Raw genomic sequence first — 14,101 nt, 5'->3', positions numbered from 1 at the left:
CCGGACGGCTCCGGGAAGCGGGGACCTCATGGGAAATACACGGTTCCCGCACACTTCCCCCGTACGCCCCCTGTCGGAGCGGCCGGGGCGCGAGCATCATGGCGTGCATCACGGGCCCGGGACGCGGCAGCGAAGGGGCGAGCGATGGGGACCGAGACCGTATCGGCGTCGGCACGACCCGTACGGAGGGGCAGGCGGCCGGGTGGGGTGGTGGTCGACTGGCTGACCACCACGGACCACAAGAAGATCGGCCATCTCTACCTGGTCACGTCGTTCCTGTTCTTCCTGGCGGCCGGTCTGACGGCTCTGGTGATGCGGGCCGAACTGGCCAGGCCGGGCCTGCAGATCGTGGACAACCAGCAGTTCAACCAGTTGTTCACGCTGCACGGCACGATCATGCTGCTGCTCTTCGCGACCCCGACCTTCGCCGGGTTCGCCAACGAGATCATGCCGTTGCAGATCGGCGCGCCCGATGTCGCCTTCCCCCGGCTGAACATGCTGTCGTACTGGCTGTTCCTCTTCGGCGGGCTGATCGTCATGGCGTCGCTGCTGGTGCCGTCCGGTCCCGCCGCCTTCGGCTGGTTCGCCTACGCGCCGCTGAACAGCCTGGAGCGGTCACCGGGCATCGGGGCCGACCTGTGGATCATGGGGCTGGCGCTGTCCGGGTTCGGCACGATCCTCGGCGCGGTGAACTTCCTGACCACGATCATCGGGATGCGCGCCCCCGGTATGACGATGTTCCGGATGCCGATCTTCACCTGGAACACGCTGTTCACGTCGATCCTGATCCTGATGGCGTTCCCGGTGCTGGCGGCTGCGCTGCTCTGTCTGGAGGCCGACCGGCGGTTCGGCGCGCAGGTCTTCGACTCGGCCAACGGCGGCGCGCTGCTGTGGCAGCACCTGTTCTGGTTCTTCGGGCATCCCGAGGTCTACATCATCGCGCTGCCGTTCTTCGGGATCATCACGGAGATCATCCCGGTCTTCAGCCGGAAGCCGATCTTCGGTTATCTCACCCTGGTCGGCGCGACGATGGCGATCACCGGGCTGTCGGTGGTGGTGTGGGCGCACCACATGTTCGCCACCGGGGCGGTGCTGCTGCCGTTCTTCTCGTTCATGAGCTTCCTGATCGCGGTGCCGACGGGGGTGAAGTTCTTCAACTGGACGGGGACGATGCTGAAGGGCTCGCTGTCGTTCGAGACGCCGATGCTGTGGGCGACCGGGTTCCTGGTGTCGTTCCTGTTCGGCGGTCTGACGGGGGTGATCCTGGCCTCGCCGCCCCTGGACTTCCACGTGACGGACTCGTACTTCGTGGTGGCGCACTTCCACTACGTGGTGTTCGGCACGGTCGTCTTCGCGACGTTCGCGGGGCTGTTCTTCTGGTGGCCGAAGTTCACCGGGAAGATGCTGGACGAGCGGCTCGGCAAGATCCAGTTCTGGACGCTGTTCATCGGGTTCCACACCACGTTCCTGGTGCAGCACTGGCTGGGCGCGGAGGGCATGCCGCGGCGGTACGCGGACTATCTGGCCGCCGACGGCTTCACCGCCCTCAACACGGTCTCGACGATCGGCGCGTTCCTGCTGGGCCTGTCGACGCTGCCGTTCCTCTACAACGTCTGGAAGACCTCCCGGTACGGCGTACGGGTCCAGGTCGACGACCCGTGGGGCTTCGGGCGGTCCCTGGAGTGGGCGACGTCGTGTCCGCCGCCGCGGCACAACTTCGTGACGCTGCCCCGGGTCCGCTCCGAGTCCCCGGCGTTCGACCTGCACCATCCGAGGTTCGCCGCGATCACGCCGCCCCAGACTCGGAAGGGCCAGGAGCGGACGCCTCATCCGCGCTTCGGTCAAGAGCGGCCGTCAGACGGTCGCGAAGGGTCCTGATCGTCTCGGTCAGCGCCCGCGGTTCGACGACCTCGAACGCGATGCCGGTCATCATCACGTGGATGGCCATCACGTCGAGGTTCGCCGCCCCGGTGCGCAGCAGACAGCTGTCGTCGTCGAGGGGCTCCAGGGTGCCCGCCGCGGGTGAGAGCCGAGCGGCGGCCTCCTCGGCGGGGACGAGCAGCCGGACGACGGCGTGGGCCGCGTACGCGCGCGTGGAGATCCCCTCGGAGACGTAGGCGGCGAGGTCGGCGGCCGGTGCCTCGCGGGGGGTGAAGCGTGGCCCGTGCGGCGGCCTGGGCGTGACGCGGTCGACGCGGAAGGTGCGCCAGTCGTCGCGGTCGACGTCCCAGGCGACGAGGTACCAGCGCCGCTCGGTGCACACCAGGCGGTGCGGCTCGACCGTACGGCGGGTGGTGGCGCCGCCGTGGTCGCGGTACTCGAAGCGCAGGCGCTCGGCGTCCCGGCAGGCGTGGGCGAGGTCGGTGAGGACCGCCGGGTCGACGGCGGAGGGCTGGGGGCCGCGCAGCAGCGGCACGGTGAAGGCGTTGAGGGCGCCGACCCGGCGGCGCAGCCGGTTCGGCAGTACCTGTTCGAGCTTGGCGAGGGCCCGTACGGAGGACTCGCCGATGCCCTCGACGCCCTGGCCCGCGGCCGTGCGCAGCCCGACGGCGACGGCGACCGCCTCGTCGTCGTCCAGGAGCAGCGGCGGCAGTTGGGCGCCGGCGCCGAGTTGGTAGCCGCCGCCGGTGCCGGGGCTGGCGTTGACGGGGTAACCGAGTTCGCGCAGCCGGTCCACGTCCCGGCGGACCGTGCGGGGGGTGACGCCGAGGCGGTCGGCCAGCTCGGAGCCGGACCATTCGCGGTGGGCCTGCAAGAGCGAGAGCAGCCGCAGCAGACGTGCCGATGTCTCCAACATGGGGGCGAGTCTGCCAGCGGTCGAGGACAGTTACTGTCCTCGGCCGTCACTGTCCTCGACCGTCGCCGGCCCGGTGCGGCTCAGCCCACGGCGGCGACCGTGACCGACAGATCGTTGTCGACCGTGTAGTACGGGGTGGCCTCCACCGGACCGTGCTCCGTGTCGACGCCGACCGTGGGGTACACGTGGACGGGCTTCTTGTCGACGATGTCGTCGAGCAGCCGTGCGATCCGCACCCGAGGCCCGGCCTCGCCGCCGGGTCGCAGCCACAGGTCCCACAGGCCGGGCCGCAGCGCGCCGTAGGCCAGGGTGAAGCGGAGGCCGCCGGGGGCCGGGGTGACGTCGGCCCGGACGGGCGGGAACGCGCTGTGCCGGTCGGCGGCCTCGGCGTACGCGTCCGGGGCGGGTTCGGTGCCGTAGAGGCGGGCGCTGGGGGTCAGTTCGCCGTCGCCGATGTGGAGGGCTCCGGCCTCGGCGTGCGGAGCGCGCTCCCAGCTGCGGATCGAGAGGTTGCCGTGCTTGGTGGCGTAGGGGATGCGGACGACGACCCGCTCGGCGGCCGCGCCGGGGGTCCGGTCGACCAGGGAGCGCAGGTCGTTGAGGCCGGGGGCGAGCCGGCGCGGCTCGGCACCCACCGCTCGCAGATAGGCGTCCCAGCGGCCCTCGGGCAGGGCCGCGCTGCCGGGCAGCGCCGCCCTCAGGCGATCGCCGCCGACCGGGGTGAGGGGCAGGCGCACCTCCTCCCGGCCGCCCCGGCGGCGCAGGAGCAGATGGGCCGGGTCGAGGCCGCCCTCGTCGGTGAGGTCGAAGGTCAGGCCGCCGGCGAAGTCGGCGACGCAGTCGGCGCGCGGGCTCGTGGCGGGCTCGTCCTCGCAGCCGGGGGCCGTGGGACGGCGGGCCGGGGACGTCATGCGGCGCGCCCCTTCCCTCGTCACGGAACGGTTGCGCGATCGGTAACCGGTTTCGGGAACCCGTCGGGGCCGTTTCGCATCAGGGCCGGTAGGGCAACTGCGGTACCACGAAGCAGTTCTGGTCCATGTCCCCCTGGCTCACCCAGCCGCGGGTGTCCTGCCAGCGGGCGACCGACAGACAGGTCCTGCGGGTGGCCGGCGGCTCGGCGAGCCGCTCGAAGCGGACGGGCAGGAGGAGTCCGTCGGCGGTGTACGGCTCGTCGCGGTTCATGAACCGGTCGACGCACGCGCGCGTGACGCCCTCCTCGGTGCCGGCGCAGGAGCGCGCCGCGTCCGTGAACCACATGGCGGCGGCCCAGCCCTCCAACTGCCACTGGGAGTGCGTCCCCAGTCCCTCGGTGGCGTCCCTGAACTCCCGTACGGCCGCATGGCCGGTGTCCTCGTAGTTGCGGCTGGAGCCGGTGGCCCACAGGGCGTTGCGGCAGCGCGGGGCGTCCGCGTAGTCCTCGGCGACCGTGGAGGTCCAGTTCTGCACGTTGGTGACCTTGGCCGTCACCTCGGCGCCGACCTCGTCCATCGCCGCGCAGAGCCGGGCGTTGCCGTGGCCGTCGATCGCGTCGAAGACCAGGTCGGCGCCCCGCTCCTCGATGTCGGCGGCGGCCGCGCGGAAGTTGGGCAGCGCGAAGTCGAGCTGCTCGGTGACGACCTCGTACCCCTCGGCCTTCAACCCGTCGACGATCAGCCGGGCGTACGCGGCCGACGCGGCCTGGTTGTACGACACCACGGCGGCGGTGCGGGCGCCGTGCTCGCGTTTGAAGTAGCGGTAGACCTCGGTGCCGCCGTACTGCTTCCCGTCCCAGCCGGTGGTGCCGTCGCGGGGCGCGAGGCTGCCGTAGACGCTGTAGAGGTGCGGGTAGGTGTCGTAGGCCGGGCCGATGGGCTGGCCGCCGATGTCGGGCACGCGCGCGTGGGAGACACGCGTGGCGCCCGCGTAGTCGAGGGCGGTGGTCGCGACCAGGGCGACCACCCGGTCCTCCTCGACGAGCTGGTGGACACACTCGTTGTTGCCGACACCGCTGCCGCCGTCGTCGCACTCGCGCACCTCGACCTCGCGGCCGTCGATGCCGCCGCGTGCGTTCAGGGCGGTGAACCAGGCCTTCGCCCCGTCGCGCGGCCCGGTGAAGGCGTCGCCGCCGACGGGACTGGTGGCGCTGGCGATGATGCCGACGCGGATCGGGGCGCCGGGCCGCCCGGTGGCCGGCGGCGCGGTCGACCGGTCCTCGAAGTCGCTCTCCGGGAGGCGGCTGCCGCAGGCCGCGGTCAGCAGCAGGAGCAGGGCCGCGGCGACGGTCTCAGCAGCCCGGGACCGCCGACGCACCGCTCAGCCCCACCAGCCCGCAGAGTGTCTTGACGGAGACCTTCCAGGTGCCGTCCTGCTCGACGGCCGTGCCCGCCGAGTCCGGCAGGACCGTGGCGCCCTTCATCAGGAGCGAGTACGTCACGTCCGCGTCCGTCGCCGACGTGAACTCGACCTTCGTGACCTTCGCCTCGACCCGCTGTCCGCGTTCGTCGCCGCTGAAGGCGTCGAGGACCGGGCCCATCCGCTCGCCGTTCTCCAGGACGGCCTGCCGGTCCTCCTTGGAGCTGGTCGGGTCGAAGAACGTCGCCCAGTTCTGGCGGATCTCCTTCTCGGCCGCCGTCGCGTCCGCGGGTCCGCTCGCGCTCGCCCCGTCCGGCTCGCCCGTCGTCCTCTCCACCGAGGGGATGGGCGGTGTGGCGTCGCCACCCCCGCCGCTGTCGTCGCTGCACGCCGCGAGGGCCGGAGCGAGGAAGAGGGCCAGCGCGGCGGCCAGCGCCGTGGCCTTCCCGCTTCTCCCGGGGCTTCCCCCAGGGCCGCGGCCCCGCCGTGCGTTCCCCCGCCTGAGGTCGCTCCCGAGAACCATCTGGCTCACCACCGGGTGTCGGTCCGGGCGGTAGGCGCCCGGTTCTTTCAGGGTCAGCTCGCACAAGGCATAGTGCAACTCCATCGGCATATCTGAGAACCCGTCAGACACGACGTGTGGGAGCCCCGGATGCGGACACCCCCTCCACGGACCGCGCACCCCGTCCTCTGGGCCGGCTGGGCCGCGCTCGCCGGCGGCGCGGTGCTCTGTGTCGTCGGCTGGTACGGCGTCTCCGGCGAGCGCTTCGCCGAACGCCAGCTGCCGTACCTCGCCTCCTGCACCGTCCCCGGCGCCGCCCTGATCGTCGCGGGCGCGGTCCTCCTCGCCCACGGCCCAGGCGCCCTGGCCGCGACCCGGGTCGAGGAGCTGTACGGCCTCCTGGTCGCCACCGAGCCCGCCGACGCCGACGCGTCCGGGCGGGCGGCGGCCACGCCCCTCGCCACCAGCGACGAGCTGCTCCGCGTGCCCGGCGGCACCCTCTGGCACCGGGCGGACTGCCCGCTGGCCGCCGGCAAGGCCGACGCGGTGCCCGTGGACGCGGGGGCCCTGCCCGGGAGCGGACTGCGCCCGTGCCCCGTCTGCGACCCGCCCGGACGCGACGACACGGCCGGCCCACCGGAGGGCTGATGGCCTCCCTGACGTACGACCTCACGCTGGCCGGTCTGTCCGTCGGCGGCGCGGCCGCCCTGACCGGGATCGGCCTCGTCGTGACCTACCGGGCCACCGGGGTGCTCAACTTCGCGCACGGGGCGATCGCCATGGTCTGCGCGTATCTGCTCCGCCAGTTCACCGTCGAGTGGCACTGGCCCCTGTGGCCGTCCGCCGTGGTGACGCTGCTGGTGGTGGCCCCGGCGATCGGCCTCGCCCTGGAGCGCTTCGTGTTCCGTCCGCTCGCCGTGCTCGGCGGGGACCCGGCGCAGACCCTGGTGGCCTCCATCGGCGTGTTCGTGCTGCTCGTCGGCGGGGCGGCGCTGCTGTGGGGCCAAGGGGCGCGGGACGACGCGCCGACGCTGGTGGCGGCCGACCCGTGGGGGCAACTGGGGGTGGCCCTGGCCGTCGCGGCGGTGGTGGGCGCGGTACTGCGCCCTTCCGGCGGGCGCCGGACGCCCCGGCGCTGGACGCGATTCGGGCGGGAGCTGAGAGCGGTCGTGGACGACCGGTCCCTCGCCGTCCTCGGCGGGATCGACGCGGACCGGGTCGCCGCCGCGGGCTGGGCGTTCGGCTCGTTCACGGCCGGCCTGACGGGCGTCCTGCTCGCCCCCTACGTACGCCTCGACCCGTACGGCATGCCGCTGCTGGTGATGGAGGTGGTGGCCGTCGCGGTCGCCGCCCGGATGCGCAGCCTGCTGGTGGCCGTCCTGGTGGCGCTGGGCATCGGCGTCGCGCAGAGCCAGCTGACCCGGTTCCACCCGTCGGGCCGGACGGAGCCCCTGATCCAGGCCATGGGCGCCAACCTCTTCGTCGTGGCGCTCCTCGTCGCCGCCCTGGTCCTGCCCGGCGTCGGCACCCGCGACGCGCTGCCGCGCCCGGCGACCGGCCGCGCCCGGACACCCGCCGGGGCGTGGATCGTGGCGGTCCTTCTCTTCCTGATCCCCCTCGGCTTCGCGGGCCGCGACCTGCACACCTCCGTCCAGGTCCCGGCGCTGGGCGTGATCCTGCTGTCCCTGGTCGTGGTGATGGGCCGGGGCGGCCAGATCTCCCTCGGGCAGGCGGCGTACGCGGGCCTGGGCGCCCTGTTCACGGCGCTGCTGGCGGCGGGCCGCTTCCCGCTGCCGGCCGCCCTGCCGGAGCTTGCCGCCCTGCTGGTGGCGGCCTTGCTGGTCGCGCCGCTGGGCCTGCTGACCGGCTGGCCCGCCATCGGCCGCCACGGCCTGGCCCTGGCGCTGGCGACCTTCGCCGTCGGCGTCGGGGTGAGCCGCTTCGTCCTCGCCCAGCCATACGCGACGTCCGGCCTGACCCTGGGCCGCCCGGCGGGCCTCGACGGCGACCGCGCGTACTACGTCCTGGAGCTGGGCCTCCTCGGGGGCGCGCTCCTCGCCACGCACGCGCTGCGCCGGGGCCGCACCGGCCGGGCCCTCGCCGCGATGCGGGACGACGAGGCCGGGGCCGCGGCGGCGGGCGTCCCCGTCCCCTCCCTCAAACTGGCCGCCTTCGTCGTGGGCGCCGCCCTCGCCGCCCTCGGCGGCGGCATGCTCGCGATGGGCGTCCGCGCCTTCGACCCCGCCGCCTTCGACCCCGTCCGCGGCCTGCTGTGGTTCGCCGCGATCGTCGTCCTCGGCGCCGACAGCACGCTCGGCGCGCTCGCGGCCGCCGCCCTGCTCGTCGGCCTGGACGCGGGCACGCGGGGCGGCGTCGCCGCCGCGGTGATCGGCGTCCTGGCAGCCCTGATCGGCCGCTTCCCCGCCGGCCCCTACGAGGCGGCCCGCACGGCCCTCACCCGTCTGCGCCCGGAGCGGAGCCCCACACCGACACCGCTGGGGGCCCGGGTACGGGCCCGGCTGCGGGCCGCGGCAGGGAACGGGCGTCCTGCGTCCCACACCGCCGCACCACCGGAGGCGCCCCGACCGACACCTGACGCCGCCGCACCGCCGGCCGCCGAGCCCGGCGGTGGCCGGGGCCGGAAGCCCGGTCCGACGCCCCGGAGGGCCACCCCGAGCACCCGGCCGGCTCCACCGACCTCGACCCCACCCCCTCGCCAGGAACCCTCCGTCCCCCTCCAGGCCCGAGCGCTCCGCGTCAGCTACGGCGGTTTCATCGCGTTGGACGGTGTCGATCTCGATGTCCCCGCGGGGCGGGTCAGTGCCGTCGTGGGCTCCAACGGGGCCGGGAAGAGCACGCTCTTCCACTGTCTCGCCGGAACGCTGCGGCCGAGCCGGGGAGAGGTGCGGCTCGGCGGACGGGACGTCACGCGCGTGCCCGCGCACGCCCGGACCCGGCTCGGTGTCGCACGGACGTTCCAGCAGCTGGCCGTCTTCCCGTCGTTGACGGTGGCCGAGAACGTGAGGGTGGGCGCAGAACAGGGCCGGATCGCCGACCCCGGGGCCGTGGAGCGCACGTTGCGGCTGCTCGGGCTGGACGGGCCGGTGCCGTCGCTCCCGGCCGCCGGACTGCCGACCGGCACCCTGCGCCGGGTCGAACTGGCGCGGGCCCTCGCCGGGTCCCCCAGCGTGCTGCTGCTCGACGAACCGGCCGCCGGGCTCGACACCGACGAGGTGGCCGCCCTCGCCCGGGTCCTGCGTGCCCTCGCCGACGACGGCACGGCCCTGTTGGTCGTGGAGCACGACCTGGACCTCGTCGCCGGGCTCGCGGACGTCGTGCACGTCATGGCGGCGGGCCGGATCGTGACCTCGGGCCCGTCCGCCGAGGTGCTGCGCGCCCTCGGCTCCGCCGACCCACGCGACCCCCTCGACCCGGCGGCCGGACGATGACCCTCATCGCGCTCCGGGGCGCCCGCGTCCGCTACGGCCCCCTTGAGGCCCTGCACGGCCTCACCGTCGCCGCGCCCGGCCCCGGTCTGACCGTCCTGCTGGGCCGCAACGGCTCCGGTCGTACGACCGCGCTCGGGGCCCTCGCGGGCACGGTCCCGCTCACCGCCGGGGCCGTGGAGTGGGACGGCACCGACATCACCCGGCTGGAGGCGTACGAGCGGGCCCGGCGGGGTCTCGTCCTCGTACCCGAGCGGCGGGCGGTGTTCGGCTCGCTCACCGTGCGCGAGAACCTCGAACTCGCCGCGCGGGACGTCTCCCCCGCCCTGGAGGCGTACCCGGCGCTCGAACCGCTGCTCGTCCGCCGCGCCGGCACCCTCTCCGGCGGTGAGCAGCGCATGCTCGCGCTCTCCCGTGCCCTCCTGGCACGCGCGCGTGTCGTCCTCGTCGACGAGCCGGCCCAGGGCATGTCACCGTCGGTCGCGGCGCGCACGTACGCCCTCCTGAGCGGTCTGGACGCCTGTGTGGTCGTCGCCGAGCAGCGCCTGCCGCCGGCGCTGCGGGAGGCGTCCCCGCTCGTCTACGAACTGCGGCGCGGCACGGTGGCGTTCTGCGGCGAGGCCGGCGAACTGCCCTGAGCTCGGGCGAAGGGCGCGGGGCCCGTCCGGGCGGCGCGCCGGACGGGACCCGCGGGCACGGAGCCGGGGGGTGCTCAGAGGTCGAGGCGCTGACCGGGGACGATCAGACCGGGGTCGGCCCCGATGACGGCCTTGTTGGCGGCGTAGATCTTCTGCCAGGTGGTGCCCTGCCGGGCGGCGATGCCGCTCAGGGTGTCGCCCCGGCGGACGGTGTAGTCGCCTCGGGAGGCGCTGCGGTCCGGGTGGCCGGAGGAGCGCGACGGCGTCGTCGAGGGCACGCTCTTGGAAGGCTTGGCGGCGTTCCCTGTACTGCCGGCCGGGGTGGACTCGGTGGTCGCCGAGCCGTTCGAGGGCGCGGCCGGCGCGCTGCCGTACGCTCCGGCGCGTGCGGCGCAGACGGGCCAGGCGCCCCAGCCCTGGGCGCGCTGGACCTTCGTGGCGATCGCGATCTGCTGGGCCTTGGACGCCTTGTCGGCGGTGGGCGCGTAGGCGGTGCCGCCGTAGGCGCGCCAGGTCGTGGCGGCGAACTGGAGTCCGCCGTAGTAGCCGTTGCCGGTGTTGATGCGCCAGTTGCCGCCGCTCTCGCATTTGGCGATGCGGTCCCACACTCCGCTGTCGGCCGCGGCGGCGTTGCCGGCGGCGGTGAGCAGTCCCAGCGGGGCGAGCAGCACGGCCCCGGCGACGACCGCGGTCGTACGTGTCCTGCGGGCGTCCTGCGCCTTCGCCCTACGGGCGTTCCGCGTGATGCGAGTGTTCTCGCGTGTGTTGTCGGCACATGCGGACATGTAGTTCCCTCTCGAAGGACTCGGGGTCCCCCAAGGCGGGGCGCGCTCCGCGTCGCACGGGACGCGGGTGCGCGCTCAGCCCCGTCCGCCGGCGGGGTGGTGCGGTCGAGCTGGCTGTGGTGCGGCCGGCGGACGTACCCGAGCGGTGCTCGTTGCACACGGCCGGGAATCTAGGGAACTTGACTGGTTGTCAGCAACTGATCGCCCGTCCTCCGAGGCCAGTTCACCATTACCGCCAGTAGCAGCCAATTCCGGCCACCCACTTCATTCGCTGATTTCCGGATTTGTCGGCCAGATGCCTTGGTGTTCTGTGAGCCACTTCACCGGGGCAAGTGCCTGAACCGCTCAACGAGTTGACGCTGAGTAACCGATTCCGCGGGCGAATTCACCCTCCGCTCCGGATGGTTCGATTCCATTCGTCCTCGAGCGTGACTCCGGCCACAGAAAGCCCGTTGTCTCCTTCATGAGCCGGAACCTCCGTGCTCACGGGCCGGGCGCCACCCGGCATCCGACACGCACCGCATCCCGAGGAGCCACCCGTGCCGCGCATGCTCGAGGTCAGCGACGAGGTACGCGCCGAGATCGGCGACGAAGAAGCCGACCGGCTGCTCGCCGGAGAGAACGCCCCCGGAGGCTACGACTGCACGTCCTGCCGTACCCCGGGGGACTCCGAGCAGGAGCGCACCAGCACCGTCCTGTTCGTCGGCGACGAGACCGCCGTGCTCGCCTTCGCCCACGCCACCTGCCTGCCCTCCCAGGTCGTCCAGGTCACCGAGGAGCAGTTGCAGGGCGCCGCCCGGTCCATCGCCGGATCGGCCGTCCCCCAGGCCGCCCCCGAGCAGGCCGTGCTCGGCGTCACCAGCGGACTGATCCTGCTCAGCGGCGAGTTGCACCCGGCGCTGGTGGTCGAGCCGACCGCGCCGATCGCCCGCCCGGGCACCACCGGCGCCGGTGACGACTTCCTGCCGCTGCTCATCGAGCAGGGCTTCATGCCGCTCCCCCAGATCGACTCCGTCCCGCCCGTGCTGCACGGCTGGTCGGTACTGCTCGCGATGGGCCAGCTGCACGCCATCCTGCAGCCGGGCCCCGTCGGCGGCACCCCGGTCGCCTGGTGGCAGGCGCACCAGGCGCTCCAGGTCGCCGACAGCTGGCGGGCGGCGGCGAACAAGCACCAGCAGGTGCTGCTGTTCGCGGCGCCGGTCGGGTCGATCGGGCGGCAGCCGCGGGAGGACCTGCTGCGGGAGGCGCTCGACAAGGCCGCGGGGAACGGCAAGTTGGTGGCCGCGACGCTGCCGCTCGCCGGGACCTGACGGCCGGCCCGGTCGCACCGCACCCCGCGGATCCCTGCCCCGGGCACGGCCCCCGGGCCGGAGGCTGAATGGTGTACGGCCCGCATCCCTTGCCCGGCGGGGTCGTTGGCACAGACGTGCACGCATTTGACGTTCCCCGCCGCCAGTCCTACTCGTCGATCCCGTCCATGCGGCCGACGCAGGACCCTTCGGGCGGCCCATCGACCACACCGATCTACGACACGCTCTACGCGGAGTGGGTCAGGTGCTATCGGGCCCTGCCGGGTGACCGGCACGGCGAGGAGGAGCTGAGGTTCACCGGGTTCGGGAACCTCCAGCACGGCTCGGGCGGCCAGCGCGCCGGCTCGTACGGTGCCCGGCACTCGACCGGGCACCTCGCGACCCAGCGCGACAGCCAGTCCGGGCAGACCACCACGACGACCACCGTGTGGCAGGCGGTCGGCCGGATCCCCACCGGCCACACGGGGATGCACCACATCCCGTCCCCACTGCCACCCAACCCACGCCGGGGCCTCTAGGGGCCTGCCGTTTGGATCATGCCTGGGTCGCGGGGCTTGGCACGCGCATCTGCGGCGTTGTCGTCGGTTGCCGACGCTCCGCGTTGACGCCCTCCTCCGCCTTGCAGCGGCGCGGACGCATGAGGAGGGCGGCTCCCCCAGGTCATCCGACCTGCGGGGAGCCGCCCTCCTCGTACGTGTCCGATCAGGCGTGCACGCCCGTGCCCCCTCGGGTGTGCCCCGTCGCCGTCACTTCTTCTTGCCGCGCTTCTCGCGCACACGGACGGAGATGTGGATCGGGGTGCCCTCGAAGCCGAACTCCTCACGCAGCCGGCGCTCGACGAAGCGGCGGTAGCCCGCCTCGATGAAGCCGGAGGCGAAGAGGACGAAACGCGGGGGCTTGGTGCCCGCCTGGGTGCCGAAGAGGATACGGGGCTGCTTGCCGCCGCGGATCGGGTGCGGGTGGGCGGAGACCAGCTCGCCGAGGAAGGCGTTGAGGCGGCCCGTCGGCACCCGGGTCTCCCAGCCGGCGAGGGCCGTCTCGATCGCGGGGACCAGCTTCTCCATGTGCCGGCCGGTACGCGCCGAGACATTGACCCGGGGCGCCCAGGCGACCTGGCCGAACTCGGTCTCGATCTCCCGCTCCAGGTAGTAGCGGCGCTCCTCGTCGAGGGTGTCCCACTTGTTGTAGGCGATGACCATGGCACGGCCCGCCTCGACGGCCATGGTGACGATCCGCTGGTCCTGCACCGAGATCGACTCGGAGGCGTCGATGAGGATGACCGCCACCTCCGCCTTCTCGACGGCGGCCGCGGTGCGCAACGAGGCGTAGTAGTCGGCGCCCTGCTGGAGGTGGACACGCTTGCGGATGCCCGCCGTGTCGACGAACTTCCAGGTGACGCCGCCCAGTTCGATCAGCTCGTCGACCGGGTCGCGGGTGGTGCCCGCGAGTTCGTTGACGACGACGCGCTCCTCGCCCGCCACCTTGTTGAGGAGGGAGGACTTGCCGACGTTCGGGCGGCCGATCAGGGCGATCCGGCGGGGGCCGCCGACGCCGGTGCCGAAGCTCTGCGCGGGGGCCTCGGGCAGGGCCTCCAGGACCGCGTCCAGCATGTCGCCGGTGCCCCGGCCGTGCAGCGCGGACACCGGGTACGGCTCGCCGAGGCCCAGCGACCACAGGTACGCCGCGTCGGCCTCGCCGCTCGGGCCGTCGACCTTGTTGGCGCACAGCACCACGGGCTTGCCGGCCTTGCGCAGCAGCCGGACGACGGCCTCGTCGGTGTCGGTGGCGCCCACCTTGGCGTCGACGACGAAGACCACGGCGTCGGCGGCCTCGATGGCGTACTCGGCCTGGGCGGCGACGGAGGCGTCGATGCCGAGGACGTCCTGCTCCCAGCCGCCGGTGTCGACGACCTTGAAGCGGCGGCCCGCCCACTCGGCCTCGTAGGTGACGCGGTCGCGCGTGACGCCGGGCTTGTCCTCGACGACCGCCTCACGGCGGCCGATGATGCGGTTCACGAGCGTCGACTTGCCGACGTTCGGGCGGCCCACGACGGCGAGGACGGGCAGCGGGCCGTGGCCCGCCTCGTCGAGGGCGCCCTCGACGTCCTCCAGGTCGAAGCCCTCTTCCGCGGCGAGCTCCATGAACTCCGCGTACTCGGCGTCGCCAAGCTCTCCGTGCTCGTGCTCGGAGGGAAACTGGTCGTTCATGAAGTCCGTACCTCGTCGTTCATCGTGGTGATCGGTGGAGCGGCCGGCAGGTCCGCCGGCCGAGCCACTACTCAGTGTCGCCCAG

The 14,101-nt window shown here is 73.4% G+C and carries 12 protein-coding genes; 6 read left to right on the top strand and 6 right to left on the bottom strand.

Features of this window, described 5'->3' with window-relative positions:
- Positions 1–144: 144 nt before the first annotated feature.
- A complete protein-coding gene (gene ctaD / locus ACZ4Z3_RS23140) occupies positions 145–1,878 on the top strand; it encodes an aa3-type cytochrome oxidase subunit I (RefSeq protein WP_468502790.1) in 1,734 nt (577 codons plus the stop codon).
- Here ctaD and ACZ4Z3_RS23135 read toward each other — a convergent pair.
- From ACZ4Z3_RS23135 to ACZ4Z3_RS23120, 4 genes are all read right to left on the bottom strand, one after another.
- Positions 1,787–2,797, bottom strand: coding sequence for a helix-turn-helix transcriptional regulator (locus ACZ4Z3_RS23135; protein WP_468502789.1), 1,011 nt, complete (start codon positions 2,795–2,797; stop codon positions 1,787–1,789). The two genes, ctaD and ACZ4Z3_RS23135, sit on opposite strands and share 92 nt — an antisense overlap.
- Positions 2,798–2,877: 80 nt before the next feature.
- A complete protein-coding gene (locus tag ACZ4Z3_RS23130; protein WP_468502788.1) occupies positions 2,878–3,708 on the bottom strand; it encodes a hypothetical protein in 831 nt (276 codons plus the stop codon).
- Between the two features lie 79 nt (positions 3,709–3,787).
- Complete coding sequence (locus tag ACZ4Z3_RS23125) at positions 3,788–5,086, bottom strand: ABC transporter substrate-binding protein (RefSeq protein ID WP_468502787.1); 1,299 nt, start codon at positions 5,084–5,086, stop codon at positions 3,788–3,790.
- A complete protein-coding gene (locus tag ACZ4Z3_RS23120) occupies positions 5,061–5,651 on the bottom strand; it encodes an MTB12 C-terminal domain-containing protein (RefSeq protein ID WP_468503103.1) in 591 nt (196 codons plus the stop codon). The genes ACZ4Z3_RS23125 and ACZ4Z3_RS23120 overlap by 26 nt, the downstream gene beginning before the upstream one ends.
- Before the next feature lie 129 nt (positions 5,652–5,780).
- Between ACZ4Z3_RS23120 and ACZ4Z3_RS23115 the strand changes: the two genes are divergently transcribed.
- Genes ACZ4Z3_RS23115 through ACZ4Z3_RS23105 form a run of 3 tightly spaced genes read left to right on the top strand, consistent with a single transcriptional unit; the run spans position 5,781 to position 9,714 of the window.
- Positions 5,781–6,278: a hypothetical protein gene (locus ACZ4Z3_RS23115; RefSeq protein ID WP_468502786.1), complete on the top strand. Its 498-nt coding sequence runs from the start codon at positions 5,781–5,783 to the stop codon at positions 6,276–6,278.
- Positions 6,278–9,079 carry an ABC transporter permease subunit gene (locus tag ACZ4Z3_RS23110; protein ID WP_468502785.1) on the top strand — a complete coding sequence of 934 codons (2,802 nt, stop codon included), beginning with the start codon at positions 6,278–6,280 and terminating at the stop codon, positions 9,077–9,079. The genes ACZ4Z3_RS23115 and ACZ4Z3_RS23110 overlap by 1 nt, the downstream gene beginning before the upstream one ends.
- Positions 9,076–9,714, top strand: coding sequence for an ATP-binding cassette domain-containing protein (locus tag ACZ4Z3_RS23105; protein WP_468502784.1), 639 nt, complete (start codon positions 9,076–9,078; stop codon positions 9,712–9,714). Before ACZ4Z3_RS23110 ends, ACZ4Z3_RS23105 begins: the two co-directional genes overlap by 4 nt.
- A 74-nt stretch (positions 9,715–9,788) precedes the next feature.
- On the opposite strand, the gene ACZ4Z3_RS23100 is transcribed toward ACZ4Z3_RS23105, so the two are convergent.
- Entirely contained in the window at positions 9,789–10,499 is a 711-nt protein-coding gene (locus tag ACZ4Z3_RS23100) for a transglycosylase family protein (protein WP_468502783.1), read from the bottom strand.
- Between the two features lie 539 nt (positions 10,500–11,038).
- Between ACZ4Z3_RS23100 and ACZ4Z3_RS23095 the strand changes: the two genes are divergently transcribed.
- Both ACZ4Z3_RS23095 and ACZ4Z3_RS23090 read left to right on the top strand, forming a co-directional pair.
- On the top strand, positions 11,039–11,809 hold the full coding sequence (locus ACZ4Z3_RS23095) for a hypothetical protein (protein WP_468502782.1): 771 nt from the start codon (positions 11,039–11,041) through the stop codon (positions 11,807–11,809).
- A 167-nt stretch (positions 11,810–11,976) separates the two neighbouring features.
- Positions 11,977–12,327 (top strand): hypothetical protein, encoded by a 351-nt coding sequence (locus ACZ4Z3_RS23090; protein ID WP_468502781.1) that lies wholly within the window; start codon positions 11,977–11,979, stop codon positions 12,325–12,327.
- A gap of 228 nt (positions 12,328–12,555) precedes the next feature.
- On the opposite strand, the gene der is transcribed toward ACZ4Z3_RS23090, so the two are convergent.
- On the bottom strand, positions 12,556–14,016 hold the full coding sequence (der, locus tag ACZ4Z3_RS23085; protein WP_468502780.1) for a ribosome biogenesis GTPase Der: 1,461 nt from the start codon (positions 14,014–14,016) through the stop codon (positions 12,556–12,558).
- Between the last annotated feature and the right edge of the window lie 85 nt (positions 14,017–14,101).

It is taken from the genome of Streptomyces sp. NPDC030296 (genome assembly GCF_055572815.1).
This window is presented reverse-complemented; position numbering and strand designations above follow the sequence as displayed.